16 protein-coding genes and 1 pseudogene are annotated in these 19,261 nt (G+C 58.3%); 11 read left to right on the top strand and 6 right to left on the bottom strand.

All coding sequences use genetic code 11. The features are described from left to right. Positions 1–359 precede the first annotated feature (359 nt). The 4 genes from AAFO90_RS20965 (at position 360) to AAFO90_RS20980 (ending at position 6,469) form a co-directional block, all read left to right on the top strand. Complete coding sequence (locus AAFO90_RS20965) at positions 360–959, top strand: rhomboid family intramembrane serine protease (protein WP_347510637.1); 600 nt, start codon at positions 360–362, stop codon at positions 957–959. Positions 960–1,190: 231 nt separating this feature from the next. Then, positions 1,191–2,213, top strand: coding sequence for an ATP-binding protein (locus AAFO90_RS20970; protein ID WP_074647065.1), 1,023 nt, complete (start codon positions 1,191–1,193; stop codon positions 2,211–2,213). 190 nt (positions 2,214–2,403) lie between these two features. Further along, positions 2,404–4,806, top strand: coding sequence for a S8 family serine peptidase (locus AAFO90_RS20975; protein ID WP_347510629.1), 2,403 nt, complete (start codon positions 2,404–2,406; stop codon positions 4,804–4,806). A gap of 733 nt (positions 4,807–5,539) precedes the next feature. Further along, positions 5,540–6,469, top strand: a complete 930-nt coding sequence (locus AAFO90_RS20980) for a DUF2493 domain-containing protein (RefSeq protein WP_347510630.1) — start codon at positions 5,540–5,542, stop codon at positions 6,467–6,469. 95 nt (positions 6,470–6,564) lie between these two features. Here the strand turns inward: AAFO90_RS20980 and AAFO90_RS20985 are convergent, their stop codons facing one another. The 4 genes from AAFO90_RS20985 to AAFO90_RS21000 form a co-directional block, all read right to left on the bottom strand. Next, the gene (locus AAFO90_RS20985) at positions 6,565–7,272 is read right to left on the bottom strand and encodes a transglutaminase family protein (protein WP_347510631.1); all 708 of its coding nucleotides are present in this window, start codon (positions 7,270–7,272) and stop codon (positions 6,565–6,567) included. 86 nt (positions 7,273–7,358) lie between these two features. Further along, positions 7,359–7,976 (bottom strand): cation transporter, encoded by a 618-nt coding sequence (locus AAFO90_RS20990; RefSeq protein ID WP_024099354.1) that lies wholly within the window; start codon positions 7,974–7,976, stop codon positions 7,359–7,361. 113 nt (positions 7,977–8,089) lie between these two features. Beyond that, the gene (locus AAFO90_RS20995) at positions 8,090–8,446 is read right to left on the bottom strand and encodes a YnfA family protein (RefSeq protein WP_347510632.1); all 357 of its coding nucleotides are present in this window, start codon (positions 8,444–8,446) and stop codon (positions 8,090–8,092) included. Further along, positions 8,413–8,841 (bottom strand): helix-turn-helix domain-containing protein, encoded by a 429-nt coding sequence (locus AAFO90_RS21000; protein ID WP_347510633.1) that lies wholly within the window; start codon positions 8,839–8,841, stop codon positions 8,413–8,415. Before AAFO90_RS21000 ends, AAFO90_RS20995 begins: the two co-directional genes overlap by 34 nt. A 247-nt stretch (positions 8,842–9,088) precedes the next feature. On the opposite strand from AAFO90_RS21000, the gene AAFO90_RS21005 reads away from it, so the two are divergent. The 7 genes from AAFO90_RS21005 (at position 9,089) to AAFO90_RS21035 (ending at position 16,469) form a co-directional block, all read left to right on the top strand. Next, positions 9,089–9,628: an SCO family protein gene (locus tag AAFO90_RS21005; protein ID WP_347510638.1), complete on the top strand. Its 540-nt coding sequence runs from the start codon at positions 9,089–9,091 to the stop codon at positions 9,626–9,628. Continuing rightward, positions 9,625–10,068 carry a disulfide bond formation protein B gene (locus tag AAFO90_RS21010; protein WP_347510634.1) on the top strand — a complete coding sequence of 148 codons (444 nt, stop codon included), beginning with the start codon at positions 9,625–9,627 and terminating at the stop codon, positions 10,066–10,068. The genes AAFO90_RS21005 and AAFO90_RS21010 overlap by 4 nt, the downstream gene beginning before the upstream one ends. Beyond that, positions 10,065–10,727, top strand: a complete 663-nt coding sequence (locus AAFO90_RS21015) for a thioredoxin domain-containing protein (protein WP_347510635.1) — start codon at positions 10,065–10,067, stop codon at positions 10,725–10,727. Before AAFO90_RS21010 ends, AAFO90_RS21015 begins: the two co-directional genes overlap by 4 nt. A gap of 70 nt (positions 10,728–10,797) precedes the next feature. Further along, complete coding sequence (locus tag AAFO90_RS21020) at positions 10,798–11,181, top strand: copper chaperone PCu(A)C (RefSeq protein ID WP_237273997.1); 384 nt, start codon at positions 10,798–10,800, stop codon at positions 11,179–11,181. A gap of 171 nt (positions 11,182–11,352) precedes the next feature. Beyond that, positions 11,353–11,712, top strand: a complete 360-nt coding sequence (locus AAFO90_RS21025; RefSeq protein ID WP_340290416.1) for a hypothetical protein — start codon at positions 11,353–11,355, stop codon at positions 11,710–11,712. 198 nt (positions 11,713–11,910) lie between these two features. Then, positions 11,911–13,320: an efflux RND transporter periplasmic adaptor subunit gene (locus tag AAFO90_RS21030; protein WP_347510636.1), complete on the top strand. Its 1,410-nt coding sequence runs from the start codon at positions 11,911–11,913 to the stop codon at positions 13,318–13,320. 11 nt (positions 13,321–13,331) lie between these two features. After that, positions 13,332–16,469 carry a CusA/CzcA family heavy metal efflux RND transporter gene (locus tag AAFO90_RS21035; protein WP_340290410.1) on the top strand — a complete coding sequence of 1,046 codons (3,138 nt, stop codon included), beginning with the start codon at positions 13,332–13,334 and terminating at the stop codon, positions 16,467–16,469. Between the two features lie 190 nt (positions 16,470–16,659). On the opposite strand, the pseudogene AAFO90_RS21040 reads toward AAFO90_RS21035, so the two are convergent. Then, a pseudogene (locus AAFO90_RS21040) lies at positions 16,660–18,389 on the bottom strand (Tn3 family transposase); the annotation flags it as partial. Between the two features lie 107 nt (positions 18,390–18,496). After that, positions 18,497–19,147, bottom strand: coding sequence for a Tn3 family transposase (locus tag AAFO90_RS21045; RefSeq protein ID WP_347510639.1), 651 nt, complete (start codon positions 19,145–19,147; stop codon positions 18,497–18,499). Between the last annotated feature and the right edge of the window lie 114 nt (positions 19,148–19,261).

The following is a 19,261-nucleotide window of genomic DNA, read 5'->3' on the forward strand; positions in this document are numbered from 1 at the left end:
CCCTCACGGGCATGCTGGCTGCGGGTGAGTTCGGTCCAGGCCATCGTGGTCTCCGTTCAGTGTCGTACCCGAACAGAAACACAACCTCCTGAACTCACTCAATTAGTTTCAAATCGGGCTCTCAAAGCTCTGGCACGGCACGATTGACGACAATGCCCGAAAATATGCCGAAGCGTTGAAGCGCCCCGAGCGTGAACCGCAGCCCTTTCGCCCGGGGAACACCGTGTAAGATCGGAGCCATTCTCTTGGCTTGAGCCGTACCGAGGTTGGCCGCCTCAAACCCCCTTTCCCAAAGGTGGCACCCTGTGCAGCGCGCGAAAGCCGTTGAAGGCTCTGTGGGGACGTCTACTGTCGCCAACATGATTAACCGGGATCACATGCGCGCTTTCTTGCGGCGCACCGCGGCGCTTGTCGCCTTTGTCGCACTGCTCTGGGCGGTTCACCTCCTCAATTGGATTATCGGTTACGGCTTGAACCCGGCCTTCGGCCTGATCCCCCGGCACGTAAGCGGATTGGATGGTGTCATCACCATGCCCCTCCTGCATGGAAGCTTCGCGCACCTTATGGCCAATACGCCGCCGCTATTGGTGATGGGTGGGCTGCTGGTGGCAACGACCACGCGAGCCTTGCTGCCGGTGAACGCCGTGGTGATCAGCCTCGGCGGCGGTCTTGTCTGGCTGTTCGGAAGCTCGGCCATCCATATCGGCGCGTCAGGGCTCGTCTTCGGCTGGTTTGGCTTCCTCGTCGCGCGCGGCCTCGTGGATCGCTCACTGATCACGCTGGGCGCGGCACTGGTGGTCGGTTTGCTCTATGGCTCCATTCTCTGGGGCGTTCTTCCGGGTCAGCCTGGCGTCTCGTGGGAGGCTCATCTGTTCGGCGCTTTGGCCGGCGCGGCCGCTGCATTTCTTGTCCGAACGCATGTCCATGCGCCGCGTCTGGGCGACGTCGATCTGGACTGAAGCCGTACGCTAGGCATTAAGCGGCCACTAATGAACTACCGGCGCGCTACGGTGAGGCTCCGGCGAAACGGTCGTTCATACTCCCAACGATGACGTGGACGCGGCATTGCCCAAGAAGGATGCCTCGTGTAGGCAAGAGCCTTACGGAAAGAAAAATGCGTAATCGGGTGACAATCTCTTGAATCCGTCATAAAAGTACGAAATCGGTCGAGGACCGGACTGGAGAAATTTGTGCGCAGCGAACTGATCGTCGAACTTGTAAAGGCCGGAGTTTCCGGTAACCAGGATGCCGTCCGGGTTACCGCCGAAGCCATTGCGGCTGAGGAGCGCGCGAAGAAACACACTGGCGTCGCTGATCGTATTGCCAAAGCGGTTTCTGCTGCGCCTGTCTCCAACATTCCTGGACGCCCGGCCAACGGCAGCCCAAGAGTTCGAGATGGCTCGGGCGGAATTGATCGCCGCCATCCAGAGCGAGCGTTGTCTCAGCTCTATCTGACCCAAGCAAACCGAAATGCGTGCCTTGAACTGATCGAAGAGCAGGCGCGCGCTGATGTACTAAGGGCACATGGATTTGAACCCCGGCATCGGCTGCTGCTTGTTGGTCCGCCCGGCAACGGCAAAACGTCGTTGGCGGAGGCCATAGCTTCTGAGCTTGCCTTGCCGTTGTTCGTCGTTCGATATGACGCGGTCATCACCAGCTACCTCGGTGAAACCGCTCAAAGACTCCGGAGGCTTTTCGACTATGTCCGAACCGAACCCTGCGTACTATTCTTTGACGAGTTTGACGCGATCGGCAAAGAACGAGGCGACTTGCACGAAACCGGTGAAATAAAGAGATTGGTCACTTCGCTGTTGCTGCAGCTTGACGATCTCCCATCCTACTGCGTTCTGGTTGGAGCCACCAACCATCCCGAGCTACTGGATCGCGCGACTTGGCGCAGGTTCGAAATCCGTCTGACGCTTGATCGCCCAGATGATGAGCACATGACGACCTATTTTGCTGAGCGGCTTCGGGAATTCGATGGTCCGGCCGGATATACGCCGAAGCGTCTCAGAGAGGCGGTAGCGCCGCTCAGCTTTTCGGAAGCCGAGACCTTTTTCCATGATTTACATCGTCGCTGGGCTCTTGCGCAGGGACGCATAACATTGAGAACATTGATCAACGATCGAATACGTGCCTGGCACAACCATTCCGGCCGAGCACCAGAAAGTGATTCCCATGACCGAGCGACCGATCCTCCCCCTTCCGATTAGAGAGCGGCCGACACAGCGTATCAAAGGTTCTCCACCCAAAATGCCCCGTCCGCGGGGTGCCGCAGGTGGCCACACGGTTCAGGCTGAGCGCTTTGAACGAGAATTCTCACGCCTAGATCAAGCTTTTCAAGGCGAAGATGCCGCCGTCTCGCTTCGGGCGGATCCTGCCGGAATAGCGCCCGAGCGCGCGATGGTGTTTGTCTCTGCCGTTCCAATCGCAAATCTTATTCGGGTTGCGCGCGATGCAGGTATCGAAGTGCTTACGGAGGTCGACCTCGAAGACGATTACGCACTCCCTGGCGGGATGCCAATCGATGGAATCGAGTTCGCAAATCCAACTCTATATGCAACGATGCCCACTGAAGGCTCATTGCAGACCTTACGTCGGCTTTGGCGAACTTACAGGCGAGGTGAAGATCTTCCGGACGGTCAAACTCCCTGGCGTAATCTCTTCGACCTTTTGGCTGAACTCCGTCCTTGGGGACCAGCAGATCGTTTGACACTTGAGGCACGAGAGATCATTCGTGATCGCTTGCCCTTCGACGACGAAGTTGCCGTGAACCTCGAGCTCGAGATTTGGCCAACGCGCAGTGATGAGCGCCGAAATCAGTGGCGACGAGAGGCTCAAGCGCGGGTTGAAGCTTTCGGGGGCAACATAATTGCACGTAGCATAATCTCCGAAATCGATTTTGTTTACGACGCTCTACTGGCATCGATGCCCGCTGGTGCGGTCCGAGAGATGCTGGACAATCCAGCGGCGCCGGAAGGGCTGGCGACGTTGGACGGCCTGCAATTTATTTTACCTCAAACCATAGCCCAAACGATACCGGTTGAAGACGAAGCGGGGGACGCTGGGCCGGGGGATGAACCTGCAAGTCGGCGTGACGCTCAATTTGACCCCGAACTCCCAGCTCGCGCACTGCTGCTGGATGGCACTCCCATTGCGGCACATCCTGATCTGAACGATGGCGTATACATCGAGGATGTACACGATCTTGTGCGCCTGTCTCAGGTTCGGCAGCGTCGTCATGCTACCTCAATGTCATCGTTGATTCTTCGAGGCGATTTGAACGCTGATGGTGTACCAGTTTCCGACAGCAGACTTATTTCGATTCCCGTGCTTGTTGACAATGACAATACTGCGGTTTCTCCCGAAAGTCGCCTATTCGTCGACGTGATCCATACAGCGCTTGTTGCGGCGTTAGAGGGCCAAAACCCAATTGCTCCCGATGCTTTCGTCGTGAATCTCTCCATCGGCGTGATGAATGGGCATTTCACTGGCCGCTTGAGCGCCTTGGCCCGGTTGCTTGACTGGTGGGCATATCGAGCCGGCGTTCTTTTTGTCGTATCGGCTGGAAATGTTGGCGATGCTTTAACAGTCTCCGGGATCAACGCCACCGCATTTGAGGATGCGGCCATCGAGGCTCGTCAAGCGATGGTGGATGAAGCACGGCGAGCGCAACGGCATAGGCGAACTCTGCTATCTCCAGCAGAAGCCATGAACGTGCTTACGGTTGGTGCCGCTTCGACAAGCAGCGCCGCCAAGGGTTCTGGCATTCTGCCAGCTGGCGTACTTGCTGTTCATGACGCAGCATCGGTGGTTCCAGCGGTTTCGTCGGCGGCTGGTCCTGGAGCATATCGCGCCATCAAACCCGATGTAATAGCAGTCGGCGGCCGTCATGACGTCCGCGCTTCTTCCATAAGCGGAAATCTAAACCTTCGGGTAGCAAATGCCCTTCCTGCGTCCGGTCTCCTAGTCGCTGCGCCACCGCATTCGTCCGCAGTATCTGGCCGACGAGCATGGGCATGTGGCACAAGTTGTGCAGCTGCGCTCACTACCAGATCCATCTTGCAAGCAGCCGCTGCATTGACAGGGCCAGACGGCGCCTATGAAGGACAAGAACTCCCTCGGCGCGACATGGCGCTTCTGACGCGAACCCTGACCGTCCACGGGGCTCGTTGGCCAGAAAGTGCAGCAGACCTTCGCAGCTCCCAAATGGCGTCAGGCAAGAATCATGAACATGCCGGTGCTGAGGTCCTGTCTGGATACGGTTATGGCCTTGTGAACGAGGACCTTATGAGCGAAGGGCCGCCGAAGGGAGCGACGTTGGTCGGCCTCGGCACAGTCCGCAAAGATGGTGCACGAGTCTTTGAAATGCCGTTGCCACAGTCATTGTCAAATGACCGGGTGCATAGATCGCTCCTCGTCACACTTGCTTGGTTTTCTCCGATAGATGTCGCGCGCGCAAGGTACAGGCTCGCACGCCTTGAGGCCGTTGCTGCTGATGAAGGGGACGAACCAGATAACGAATGGCGACTTAAGATGAAGGGTGACGTTCCGACGTCAAATGCTATTGCCAAAGGAACCGTTTGGTCCCGTCGGCTATCCCACGCGCGCGTCTTGACCCCCACATTTGGCGGAGATGCGATCATACCAATCCGAGTACAATGCAGCGACTCTTCGGGTGGCGGCCTGAGCCCAGACGAAGACATCCGCTTCGCGATAGCTGTTACGCTGCAACTCGCGATTGATACCCGTTACGACATCCACACAGAAATCGAGAACCGCTTGAGGATACGGCAAACCCAGTAGCTGTAGAGATATTTGGCGCAGCAAGATTGAAAAGATCACGGCACTCACGTTTCTTAAGATGAACATCGGATATGACAAAGTGCTGCGACGGAAAAACCGCAGGTCCGATTCCCGCCCACCGCATCGAATGCTTAGACGAGTAATCCCTATCGTCGGCAACGGCGTGTCCAGCACATCAATTTTGGTCTGAGCCTTGCGGCCTCCCCAGCTCGGCTTCGCGTGTCGCAGGGGAGAACGGCCCTTCGGTCCGTCGCGCATTCGGCCATGCGGCCTCACCGCGGCGTCGCACCCGGCATCCCGATTTGCCCGCCTCGCGAGCACGTCCCTCCCCGGCCGCTCCGCCGGATTGCGCTTTGGTCTGTTTTGGCCCGAGGCCAAAACGATCCCGCCACTCCATCCGTCTCCCGCGTCCGGTCGGGCCGTTTGCCTGCTCGGGTCGGGCAAACCTACCGTCAAAACACACACACATGAGTGCGGAAGCATATCCTCCGGATGGCCCCCAAATCAGCCCGCGTCAAGGATCGCAAAACTTTTCGGCGAGGGCGGCGCCAGTGGTGCGGGGCAGTCCCGTGCGTGAGGACGCGCATGTGTCGGGTGCTGCGCGCGGAAAACTTTTGCGCCCGGCAAGCCGGCGGCTGCGCCGTCCCTGACCCGGGCAGATTTGGAAACCAGGCATTCGGCCATGCCCCCACACTCACGTGGTGGCCTTGGAACCGAACACTGGAGACCAGACATGGCTTACGACACCGCAAACACCTACGAGACCATCGAACTTTTCGGACTGACCGAGAGGGACGCGCAGCTGCCGATCCCCGAGGATCACATCCTGACAGACCACATCATCCGCGAAAGCTTCGAGGCTTTGCTCGGGCAGCTGCGGGGGACTGGGCTTGAAGCAGAGATCGAACCGCTGGCCCATGGGCTCGCGACGATCCTCCAGCGCCGCAAGGTGGCGCTCGGCAAGGAGGTCGACCGCACCGCCGACAAGATCGGCGCGCTGGCAAAATCCCACGACGGATCGGAGATCGCCGAGACCGCGCTCGAAGAGGCGCAGGCGCGCTTTGTGCAGCTGCGCGAGATTGTCGGCGCCATCGAGGTGATGAGCGAGGCTGCGGCGGAATGCTACGAGATCGAAACGGGCCACGCCTTCATCCCGGCAGCCGGGTCGCGCGCAAGCGTCCGGGCGCAGGAGACCGGGGCGGTCTTCGAGGCACGGCAGCTCCTGGAGCAGCACGACCGTGAAACCGCCGAGAAGTCGAAAGTCGAGGGGGTGCCCCTGATCGTCTCAGGCGCCACCGACTGGACCGATGTCGATGTGATCTTCAACACGCTCGACAAGGTTCGCGAACGGATCAAACAGAACCGCAACCAGGAGATCTTCCTCTGCCATAAGGGTGGCAAGCACGGGGCAGAGATGATTGCGGCTCGGTGGGCCCGGGCACGCGGGGTCGCACAAGCGCGCTTCGATCCGCGCTGGTCCGCGCATGGGCGGGCGGCACCGTTCAAGTGCAACGACGAAATGCTGGACGACAAGTTCGCGGCGACGGGGGTTGTACTCTTCGGCGGTAACGGGGTCGCGTTGAACCTCGGGCAGAAGGCGGAAGCGAAAGGCCTGACGGTCATGCGGGTTGCGGACCCGGCGAAGAAGGCGTCGCAGGATTGAAGAGAGGGGGTCGCGCTTGGCGCGGCCCTTTCGTCATGTCTCATGGCGCGTGCGATCGGTCACGCGTGATCGGCAGTCAGCGGTGGCCAGCACCGTTATCCCTCTACCCGGTCCGTCAGAGTGCGGCCCATCCGCATCGGTACGGGCTGGGGATGGTAGATCCAGTCGCGCAGCGGGCCTAACGCCTGACGATGGTGCTCATAAAACATGTCAGGATTATCGAATGTTCCAAAATCGCGGGCGATGCCGGTCTTCTGGATATATGTACTCTCCCCCGTCCATCCGACTGGCGGTGCGCTCAAGCAGTCGGTCCCGGCACCGTAGCCGCATAGGGACTGAGTCCCGGGAAACGACCGCTGCAAGGCCAACAGGAAGGATGTGTCGAGGATGAAGCCCTCAAGATCGACCCATCCTGCCTCGGTCTCGACCTCGATCCATGAGTGGAGGATTTCTGCGGGTGCGATCGGATAGATCAGTTCAGGCACGACGCCCCGTTGCAACGCTTTGTGGATTGTGAAGCCGTGCAAGCGGCATCTTACGCCAACAGCGCGTAGAAGCGCCATCAGCAGCGTTCCCTTAGTGTTGCATTGTCCATACCTGTCTTCGAGTACTTCGGAGGCAGGAATGTCGTCGGCGTGGCTATAGCCAAAGTCGATCTCGTTTCGCACGAAGTCGTAGATTGCACCAATTCGATCATGCAACGGCAAGGTTCCCCACCCCCGGTCGGCGATCAGAGCGGCAAGTGAAGGATGCCTGAAATCCAAGAGTGGCGTGGACGAAAGCAGCGGGTCAACAGGGGTCATGAGCGTTTCCTAGAATCAACTATACAGAGATGATAGTTTCTACAGTCACTGTAGCTTCAACCTTTATCTTGTCGCGACGCGAGAGACTATTCTGGTTGGTGATTGTGAACTGCCTTGTGATGCTCGTCATGCGCGTCCCGCAGGATGCCTATGCCGCCCCACGCCGCGATGCCAGCCACCGCGACCCCGACAACGAGGTCGGGCCAGTTGCTGCCCAACCACCAAACGAGACCGCCCGCGATCAGGATGCCGCCGTTCGATGCGAAATCGTTGAGGCTGAAGGTGTTGGCGGCCCGGATGTTCACGTCCGGTTCCTTCAGTCGCCCGAGCAGCCAGATGCAGGCGAGGTTGACGACCGCAGCGATCAGCGACATTGCGATCATCAGAGTTCCGAGCGGTTCGGAACCGCCGACATAGCGCCGCCAAGCGTCAATCAGAATGCCAACCGCAAAGATCAGAAGCAATCCGCCGGATACGTTCGCGGCACCCCGCTTCCACTTCGACGACCGGGACAAGGCCAGAAGGCTGATGCCATAGACGAGGCTGTCGGATGTGTTGTCGAGACCATTGGCGATCAGGGCGCTGGAATCGCCGATAGCTCCCGTGGCGAAGAACCCCGCAGCGATTGCGAGATTGAGACCGAGAACAATCCAGAGCGTCTGGCGCTCTTTTTCATTCTTCCCGCTGAATTCGCTTTCGACCATCGAACTGGCAAACCTTCCGATTTCTAAGAAAGGGGGCAGAAACGCCCTCTTCGGATGCCGCTATCAAAAAGATATATAGAACCTCTAGCGACTGTAGATCCAAGAGAATTTATCTACGTCTCTCTCGGCACCGAAAGAATAATCGCGGCACCGATCAAACAGATAGACGTCCCTATGAAGTCCCATCTGTCAGGTCGCTCGCCCTCGACGAACCACATCCAGAGCATGGAGGCCCCGATGTAGATGCCGCCATAGGCTGCGAAAGCGCGGCCCGCTGCGCTGGTTTCGACCTGCGCCAGCAACCAGCCGAAAAGCGCGAGGGCGAATACGCCAGGTACGAGCCAGAGCGGTGATGCCCCAAGACGCCACCACGCCCAGATAGCGGAACACCCGCTGATCTCCGCGACAGCAGCCAGCGGATAGGCAATTGCGGCGCTCAAGCCCCAATCTCGTCGTGCTCGGTCAGACATTCCGAATGGTCACGCAGGACCTCCAGAACCTTGCACTCCGCAACGCTGTCACCGTCGCACTCGGCGACCATGCGCTTCAGTTCCTTCTTGAGCGCTTGCAGACGCTTGATCCGCTGTTCGACTTGGTGGAGTTGCCGACGCGCGATCGAATCCGCCTCCGCGCAGGATTGGGACGGGTTGTCCGACAGATCCAGTAGCTCCCGGATGGAGTCGAGCGAGAAGCCGAGCTGGCGTGAGTGCCGAATAAAGGCCAGCCGGTCCAGATCTTTCTCGAAATACCGGCGCTGGCCACCCGCCGTCCTCCCGGCCTCGTTCATCAAACCGATTTCTTCATAATAGCGGATCGTCTGAACCTTGGTTCCGGTTCTCCGCGAGAGTGTTCCAATTGCGAGCATGTGCGTTCCTTCAATCTACAAAGACTGTAGCTTACCGAAGAGCCAACTCCTTTGAAAAGACAAAGGTTTCACTTTGGTGTTACTTCGGACAACAAAAAGCAACTTTTCGCTTGAACCTCTATCTGCTGTAGCTTGTATCCCGCGCACAGACGAACTGAACAGGTGGGTAGCGCAAGCAATGAAGAAGGTCCGGATAGTTCTCTGGTCGGCAGTGGTTGTCGCTGCGGCGGTGTCAGCCACGCTCTGGATGACCGAGCGCGGTCAAGGACCGACCACCGCGCGTGTCGACCCCGAGGCCGAGAGTTTCGCTGCGGATTTCGAACTGACGGACCATACCGGTATGGTGCAGACCGACGGGGATTTCCGGGGGCGCTGGATGCTCGTCTTTTTCGGATTTGCGAACTGCCCCGACGTGTGTCCAATGGGGCTCGCAACCATCGCGCAGGTCATGGACCATCTCGGCACCGAAGGTGCCGCCGTCCAGCCCCTGTTCATCACGGTCGACCCTGAAAGGGATACGCCAGGCGCTCTGGCCGACTACGTTCCCCAGTTCGGTCCCGGAATCCTTGGGTTGAGCGGATCGCCGGACCAGATCGAACGAACAGCCGAGACCTTAAAGATCTACTACCAGAAGACCGAGGAAGCCTCGTCACCCGACGGCTATACGATAGGGCACACGTCGTCCTTCCTCCTGTTCGATCCGGAGGGCGAGTTCGTCCGCATCTACGAATACGATCAGGAACCCGGACTGATCGTTGCCGATCTTCGCGAAAGAATCGGCACGTGACAGCTGGGCCAGACGCAACGCCAAGTGCCGAGAATCCGGTGGCTTTCCTGTTCGCGGCATGGTTCGTCGCCTTGTCTGCGTCGCTTGCCGTGCTCTTCATCGGAGAGGTTCTGGGGCGGACTCCCTGCAATCTGTGCTGGTTCCAACGAGCCTTCATGTTCCCGCTCGCGGTCATCCTGGGCGTGGCGGCGTGGCGCGCCGACCTCTCGATCTGGCGCTATGCCGCGCCCCTTGCCGTTCTGGGCGGTGCTGTCGCCCTCTACCATTTCCTGCTTTACGCCGGGATCGTGCCTGCGCCGATCGTGCCCTGCACTGCATCCGGGCCATCCTGCACCGATGACGCGATGCTGATCGTCGGTATACCGATCCCTCTGCTTTCCCTGCTGACGTTCGGGGCGATCCTTGTCCTTCTCATTCAACTTCGACGGATTTCAACATGAACCGAAAGACTCTTTTGCTTGCGATACTCGCTCTGGTGCTGGTCGTTTTTGCGGCTGGTGCGTGGTTCGTGTCGCGCCCCGATCCGACCCCGGTGGCGACAGCCGCTCCGCTGGAACAACAGGATCGTCTTGTTCGGTCCTATTCTCCCATACTCGGGCGTGAGGATGCGCCGGTGACCATCGTGGAGTTCTTCGACCCAGCCTGCGAGGCCTGCCGCGCCTTCCATCCCATCGTGAAGCAGATACTGGCGCAATACCCCGACGATGTGCGCGTCGTCATGCGCTACACGCCGTTCCACGGCGATGGGTCCGAGCTGGCAATCAAGGTGCTGGAAGCGGCTCGGTTGCAGGACGTTTTTGTTCCCGTGCTGGAAGCGCTGCTTGAAAATCAGCCTGCCTGGGCCTCTCACGGCGCTCCGGCAGCTGAGCGCATCATGGAGATCGCCGGAGCGGCGGGCTTGGACACAGACGCCGCCGCAAATCAGATCATGTCACCCAGCATCGTCGGCGTCCTCAATCAGGACCGGGCCGATGTAGAAGCTGTCGGAATCCAGGGCACACCGACGTTCTTCGTCAACGGTAAGCCTTTGCCAGAGTTCGGTGCGGAGCAGCTTTTGTCGCTCGTCCAAGCCGAAGTCGAGGCTGTAGCAACCAACTAGAACGAACAGGAGAACCAAGGTGTTCAAAACCTTCGCAAACGCAATTCAGAGCCTGCCTGTCACTCTTCTGATGGGCTTGCCAATGGCATCGTCAGCGCAGCAGTTGTCAGACAACGCATGGATTGTGGTCGAGAGCCCTTGGGCGCGCGCGAGCCTTGGAATGTCGCGACCGGGCGGGGCCTATCTGACCGTTCGGAACGAGGGCAGCGATCCGATCTCTCTCATCGGTCTTCGCGCGAAGATCTCCGACATGGCCTCGATCCACGAAACCAGAACCAATTCTGACGGCGTCAGCAGCATGGCTCCGGCGGACGATATCATGATCCCGCTCGGGGGCATGATCGCCCTCGAACCCGGCGGATATCACGCCATGCTCATGCAACTGCAATCTCCGCTCGTCGAGGGGGAGACCTTTCCGCTAACCCTGCTCTTTTCTGACGGAACGGAGCTTTAAATCACCGTCCCGGTCCTTGGCATCGGCGCACGCGGCCCCGAAGGCTGATCCGGCTGATGATGAGGCGCGCGATGCAGAACAGAACGGAAGTTAGCCTATGATTCTGATGGTGAATAACATGCGACAAAAAGCGAATGGACCATCGGTTACGTGTCCTGTAAAGGTCCCATTATGAAGTACTTGTCCGCCATTCGTGTTGCTAAAATCGGGTTAGCCATACTGCTTGCGGCTGCTCTGAATTTCAGCAGTGCAAAAGCCGATGCCCATGTGTTTGAGGCAGGTGAAGCGGTCTTTGAAAAAGTTATTTTTGGTACCGATACAGGTGATCTTGATTTAGCTACTCAGGATCAAAGATTTAGCGAAAATGGTGAGGCATCCCATGGCTTTGGCGATTGCCATATCCACATCATTGGACTGAAGCAGGCGCAGTTGGCATGCGATCAGTCGTCAGCAGACCGGTCGCGACACTGGGCTGACGCCTCTGTGGTCCTTGCCACGCTCCAAGGTTTTTACCGTCCTCCGCGAGGCTGATCTGCCCCCATTGCAGAGTGGTATTTTACATATCCCGCGTCGCAGCGGGCTTTGTAGAAACTCATAGATATCACAGCAGACCAAACCGTTTGAGCCGAATCTGTCAGGGCCATTTCATCGGTTTGATCATGGCAGACGAAGTTCCAACAGGTGCCTGGACGTGTTTTCAGTGACCTATTCAATTCCTGGAGTACGATTATGAAACTGACAACGATGACCATGGCTGCGCTGACGGTGGGCGTATTTGCCTTGGTCCCGATCACTGGCGCGACTGGAAATGCGGAAACGCCATTGCCAATGACTGCAGCAGCTGCAGCAGCGCCGCAAGATGACGATCATGCCGGAGAAGCTGCAGATGCACACGGTGATGACGACCACGCCGATGAAGCCAAAGACGCGCACGGCGATGACGACCACGCCGGTGAAGCCAAAGACGCGCATGGCGATGACGACCACGCCGGTGAAGCCAAGGATGCGCATGGCGATGACGACCACGCTGGTGAAGCTGAGGGCGCACACGGCGATGAAGGCGGTGGCGATGTTGTCAAACTGGCCCCCGAAGTCGCGAAAGAGGCCGGAATCTTACTAGAGCAAGCTGAGTTGGGAGCCTTGGGCGAGTCCCTCAGCCTGCCAGCAGAAATCCGCTTTGACGCAGACCGGATGGCAAATGTCACGCCCAAGGTGAGCGGAGTCATCGACCGGCTTTTGGTTGGTGAAGGCGACACCGTTGCCTATGGAGATACGCTGGCACTGATCACAAGCCGCGAGCTTGCAGGGTTGAAAGCGAAATGGATGATTTCAAAAACGAACGAAGCCCTTGCGGCACAGTCGTTGACGCGCCTGGAAGGGCTGTGGGCGCAAAAGATCACATCTGAGGTAAATGTCCAAACGGCCCGCGCAGAGCATGAATCGGCAAAGACCGAAAGTGAAGCTGCGGAAACCGAACTGCATGCCGTCGGAATTGATCACGCCGCCCTCGAAAAAATAGCCACTGCTCCGGATGGCAACAATGCCAATGCCTATCTGACTGCACCACTTGCGGGAACAATTGTGCGACGTGCGGCGACGCTGGGGGAAACGGTAACAGCCGGGGATTCCAGCGCCAAGGTGCTGTTCACGATTGTCGATGACAGCGTGGTTTGGGCCGATATCGCAGTTTACAAACAGGACATCAGCCGCGTTCGCGTTGGCGCACCCGTCGCCTTGAAATCAGACGCAGGCGACGTCATCGCACAATCAACGGTGGCCTTTATTCTACCGGTTATTGATGAAGTGTCGCGCACGGCGACGGCGCGTGTCATCCTCGACAACGCTGACAGAAGCCTGACCCCCGGCCAGTTTGTGATTGCAGATCTCAGCGTCGGCAATGCCGCGGAGGTTTTGCGCGTGCCACAATCCGCCGTGCAACTGGTAGAGAACCGTCCGTCTGTTTTTGTCCCTGTTGACGGCGGGTTCGCACCGCGCGCCGTCATGGTTGGCACAACCGCTGGCGGCTATGTGGAAATCCGCAGCGGCCTTGAGGAAGACGACCTCTTTGTCTCTGACGGGGCCTTCACACTCAAAGCCCAACTTGAAAAAGACGCCTTTGGCGACGGCCACGGACATTAGGATAGCTGATTATGACTGATTTTATGCACCGCATCGCAGGCGGCTGGCTTTTGGCGGCCATTGCGGCTTTTGCGATGACGCTTGGCGGGCTTTTTGCGTTTCGCGCCTTGCCTGTTGATGCCTTTCCGGACGTGACACCCGCGCTGGTTCAGGTTTTCACCGAAACCGAAGGGCTCGCCCCCGAAGAGGTTGAGCGCTATGTGACCTATCCAATCGAAACGGCGATGTCGGGCCTGCCCAAACTCAAAAATATGCGGTCGGTCTCGAATTTTGGGCTGTCGGTGGTGAACATCTATTTCGAGGACGGGACGGATGTCTATTTCGCCCGTCAGGTCGTGGGCGAGCGGCTCGCCGAAGCGCGTGGCAACATCCCCGACGGGTTTGGCGACCCGCAAATGGGTCCGATTTCAACCGGGCTTGGCCTCATCCTGTATTTCCGTCTGGAAGATCAGACCGGCGCACGCAACCTTGTCGAGATGCGCGAAATTCAGGACTGGATCGTCAAGTATCAGTTGCAGACCGTGGCGGGTGTCACCGAGGTTTTGTCCCTTGGTGGCTATGAAAAGCAATATCAGGTCAGGCTCGATCCCGATGCGCTGCTTGCCTATGATATTCAAATCGCCGATGTGATCAGCGCATTAGAGCGCGGAAACAAAACCGAAGGGGCGCAATTCCTCGAAATCGGATCCGAACAATACACGGTGCGCGGCGTTGGACTTGCCAAGACAATCTCTGATCTCGCAGAGATTGTCGTCAACGTGGAGGACGGGCGCACCGTGCGCGTGCGCGATCTGGGCCACATCACCGTTGGCGGTGGCGTTCGGCAAGGTCTTGCAACCGCCAACGGTGAGGGCGAAGTTGTCGCAGGGCTGGTTCTGAAACTTTATGGCACCAACACATCCGATGTCATCGCGCGGGTCCAGAAGCGCTTTGAGGAAATCAACGCAAGCCTGCCGGATGGTGTACTGGCGGTCCCCTACTATGATCAGGGAACGCTGGTAAACAAGGCCTCCGCAACCGTCACGACGGCGTTGTGGCAGGGGGCTGTGCTCGTAGCGTTGGTGGTGTTTGTCTTCCTGGGGGGCTGGCGTCCCAGTCTGGTTGTGGTCCTGTCGATCCCGTTTTCCGTAGGTTTTGCGTTTATCGCAATGTACGTGCTCGGTATCAGCGCCAATCTGATGTCATTAGGAGGGGTCGCCATCGCCATCGGGATGATGGTCGACGGGGCGATTGTTATCTCTGAAAACGTGGATCGCAGTTTTGAGGAAGATGACGGCTCTGAAGAGCCGCGTATGTTGGTTGCCCGATCTACCGCCGAGGTAATCGCACCTCTGGTGGCGGCGGTTGCCGTGGTTATCGTTGTTTTCCTGCCGCTTTTCTCGCTGCAAGGGGTTGAGGGCAAAACCTTCCGGCCCTTGGCGGCATCGGCTGCACTCGCCATGACCGGCTCGCTGTTCTATGCGGCCCTGATTGCGCCTTCCATGGCCTTTTCGGTGATGCGCCGATCCGGCAAGAAGGCCCCTGACAAGCCGGGGCGGACTGTCGCGATGGTCAGTGGTGCGGCCGGGTTCTTTGTCCGTAACCGTTTTTTCGCCATCGTCCTGTGCGGCATATTTTTGGCGGTGGGCGGTTTTGCAGGATCGCGACTTGGTTCCGAATTTACGCCATCGTTGGAGGAAGGCGATATTCTGATGCGCGTCACCATGGCACCCTCGATTTCGCTTACCGAAGGAACGAAGACGACGACGCTTGTGGAAAAGCGGCTGTTAAAGAATTTTCCTGAAATCAAGTCCATCGTGACCCGTATTGGGCGTGGTGAGGTTGGCGCGCATGCTGACCCGACCAACAGCGCCGAAGCCTTCATCGAGCTGAACCCGGTCGATCAGTGGCGGCCCGGCTTGTCTGCCGAAGGTTTGCGCACGGCGATTTCGGAAGATCTGGAAAGCTTTCCGGGGATTGTGGTAAATATCGGCCAACCCATCGCGATGGCTGTTGATGAATTGCTGACCGGCACACGCGCCGAACTGGCCGTCAAAATCTTTGGACCGGATTCCGAAATTCTGTTGGAGCGATCACAAGTCCTGCAATCACTCCTGCAACAGGTTGAGGGTTCTGCCGAGGTACAGGCCGACCAGATCACCGGTGCGCCGCAACTTGTGGTAACCGTGGATCGGTCAGCCCTTGGTCGCTACGGGCTTGATGTTGAGGACGCGTTGGATGGGCTGCGTGCAGCCGTCGGCGGGGCCGAAGCCGGATCACTGTTCGAGGGCGTGCGACAGTTTCCGATAATGGTGCGTTTTGACGAAGAAAGCCGCGACACACCGGAGGCGATCAGACGCATCGTGCTGGAATCGCCTTCGGGCGCACGGGTGCCGCTGGACACAGTGGCCAATATCGAAACTGTAATCGGTCCACGCCAGATCACACGCGAAGATGGCGAACGCTTCATCACGGTCCAGTCCAACGTGCGCGGTCGCGATATCGGCTCTTTCGTTGCCGAAGCGCAGACGTTGACGGACGCTCAGTTGGATCTACCGCCCGGGTATCGTTTGGTCTGGGGCGGCCAATTCGAGCTTCAGCAACAGGCGAATGCCCGTTTCAAAGTGGTTATTCCGATTACGTTGGGCATCGTTCTGCTGATCCTTCTGGTAACCTTTGGTCGCCTGAAATCAGCGATCCTCATCCTGTTGAATATCCCCTTGGCGCTGACGGGTGGTGCGATGGCGCTCTGGTTGACAGGGTTGCCGGTGTCGGTGCCTGCTACTGTCGGGTTTATCGCATTGTTCGGCATCGCGTTGGGCAACGGTATGGTATTGGTCAGTTTCATGGATGATTTTGCGCGCGCCGGTCGCAATCTGGAGGCTTTGGCCATTGAGGCCGCAGGGCTGCGCGCGCGTCCGGTCCTGATGACCGCCATGACGACGGCACTTGGGCTGGCACCATTGCTCTTCGCCACCGGCGTCGGTGCCGAGGTCCAACGCCCGCTTGCCACTGTGGTAACCGGGGGGCTTGTTTCGTCAACCGTGCTGACCCTACTGGTCATGCCCGCCCTGCACCGCTGGTTTGCACCCAGACAAGGTGGGCATCATTCGCTTGTCGAAACGGTCCACGAGCATGGTACGAAGGCAAAAACTGTAAAGAAGGCTTAGGGCATATATGTTCTGATGCGCAGGCAAAGGTGCACGGCTGTTTGACGGTGCGTGCTCCCTTGCGGCCGTACTTTGGGTCAATACAACGCATCTCCGGTCAAAAGAGGAGTACTATAGGCTGATGCAGATAGGGGCCATCGGAAGGTTTCTTCGTAAAACCACGCCAAGGGAGAACTTTCAGCGAACATCTTCAAGTCCCCCAGTCTCTGACGGGCCTGATGTTCAGTGGCCGCGCAATTTTGCGCTCTGCTGCACCAGAATGCCAATCGAAGTCGCCAGAGAGGATGACGTGCTCCCACCCGAGCGGCGACGTGTGCGGAAGCAGCCTAGCATCGTATAGCGGGCTGGTCTGCGCGAGGTGTCTGGCCTGTAAATAGTGTTCCAAAACGTGATGGCGGCAATGACGAGGTTGAGCGCCATCGCGCGTTTCTGTTGAGCCGCGTCAGAGCGATCATGAATGCGCCCTTGTGAATGAGCAAATACGGCCTTGGCCAGCGAGTGACGCGCTTCACCCTTGTTGAGACCTGCGTGGCTTTCCATGCGCAGGTCGGCGTTCTCGATCCAGTCGAGCATGAAGAGCGTACGTTCGATCCGACCGATTTCACCCAGAGCGAGGTACAGCCGGTTTTGCTGGCGGTACGCCCCAAGCTTGCGCAGGATTTCAGACGGTTTGAGAGACTTGTCGCGTATGCTGGCCGCGAGCCGCATGATGTCGCCCCAATGCTGCCGTATCACCTCTTCGTTGATCGGTTTGCCCATGATGGGAGACAAAGTGGGCCACGCTTTTGCACTCCCGAAGCAGGCCAATCTCCGGTCCGGAAAGTCGCGCAGACGCGGCGCGAAGGTCATCCCCAACAGATGGAACAGGGCAAAGACGTGGTCCGACACGCCGCCAGTATCTGTGTAATGAACGAGGGGATCGAAGCTGGCCGGATTGTTCAGGAGGCCATCGAGCACGAAAGGGGCTTCGCCTGCGGTTGCCCCGATGACGCTCGAATGGAACGACCCGTATTGGCCTGACAGGAAGGAGTAGATCTTCAACCCAGGGTCTGGCCCGTATTTGGCGTTGATCACCCCGCTGCCTCGATTGGCGGAGAAGAATTGGCCATCCGATGAGCTATGTTCAGCTACGCCCCAGTGCTGCGCGAAGGACAGGCCATGATGGGCATCGACAATGCGGCCCAGAGCATCTGCAAACGTCTCCGGCCGCAAGTACCATGTCTGCGCCCAGGTCAACTGCGCATGGCTGACGCGCGATGAGGCATAGGCCATCCGCTCTAGCCCGAGATTGCTCGCCCCAGCCAAGATCGTGGCCAACACAGCGGCGGGCGCATCGTGATGCTTGCCAGAACGCAGATCAGTGAAGGCGTCGAGGAACCCCGTCTGCGCATTCACCTCCCAAAGCAATTCCGTGATGCGGATACGTGGCATCACGGCGTCAATGGCCCGTTCCAGACGCACCGCAGCAGGTGGTGTCACCGCGTCATGGGGCGTGATTTTCAGGCGCCCGCGCTCGATCCGGACGCCGGTGAGAGCATCGCGCTTCAAGGCGCGGTCCACTTCATCAAGGCGTTTTGCCAGCGTGGCCCGCCGATCCGCCAGCCATGATTCCGGATCTGTCTCGAAGCCCGCATCCCGCATGACGATTTCCGCAGTGTTCCGGGGCATCAGGTAGCTGTCGAACCGCCGATACTCGCGACTGCCGTCGACCCAAACATCCCCGGCTCGCAGACGATCTCGCAAGGTGGACACAACGGCAGTTTCGTACATGCGCCGCTTTGGCTGACCGTCCTGCAAGATCAGCGACGGCCAATGCTTGGCCGCGAACGGCATGGGCGGATCATCGGGCAGTTTGCGTTTGCCGGTGCGGTTCTGGTCACGCAGCAAGGCGACCGCGGCCTGGAGGTCGTCGCCCGCATCGGGGGTCTATCAGCATAAAGGTACCGAAAGTCCCACAGGAATTTTTTCATTGAGTTGATGTTGCTTGGTTTTCTGCCTTTCCTGCGCTTCTGTTTTTTGCAGTTACTTTATGCGGCCTTTTTCGGGGGTAGGATGCCGAGGGTGTCGCGAAGCTTTTCTTCTGAGAAGTCGTACTCACCCAGCATGTTAATATGGGCCCATGACATGGGCGAGTGGGCGGTAATCAGGCGTAGTAGCTTTCCTTTGGCCTCTGCGTCTGGAGCTTTTCCGATTTGGCGTGCCAAGTAGAGATAGTTCCAGCAGATGATGCTGTTTTTGATCAAGCGGTTGCAGGCCTCTGCGATCTCCTGTTCTTCCTTTTCGGTTTGCGAGAACTCACGTGGATTGCCGACGGCCACTGCGCGTGTGAAGCGATTGGCCAATTCGACTTTGTTGAGTTGTTTTTCGATGGCTTGTCGCAAAGCCAAGTCATCAATGTAGCGTAGGATGAACAAAGATTTTATGATTTGCCCGAAGGCTTTCAGCGTCTGGTAGAGAGCATGCTGGCGCGAGTAGGAATTGAGCCTCCGGAAGATATCAGAGGCGGTATTTTCCTTGAGTTTGATGGTGGCTACCAAGCGCAGCAGGTCATCCCAGTTCTCTCGAATGACCGTCTCGTTGATGGTTTTGTCAGGTTTGACGGCCCAGGCATCACCAGCCTGGTTTTTCGGTTTGAAGATATAGAGGGTTTGTTTGCCGATACTCTGTAACCGCTCCATTGTTACCACGGTGATTTGGCCTTGATGCGGTCGACCAGTTCAGCGTCATCGACGAAGTCTTCAAGGAACTCATGCCAGGTTTCGGTGGTTATACGGGCGTCGCCGATCATGTCC

This window comes from Phaeobacter sp. CAU 1743, assembly GCF_039839315.1.
GTDB classification, from domain to species: domain Bacteria; phylum Pseudomonadota; class Alphaproteobacteria; order Rhodobacterales; family Rhodobacteraceae; genus Phycobacter; species Phycobacter gallaeciensis_A.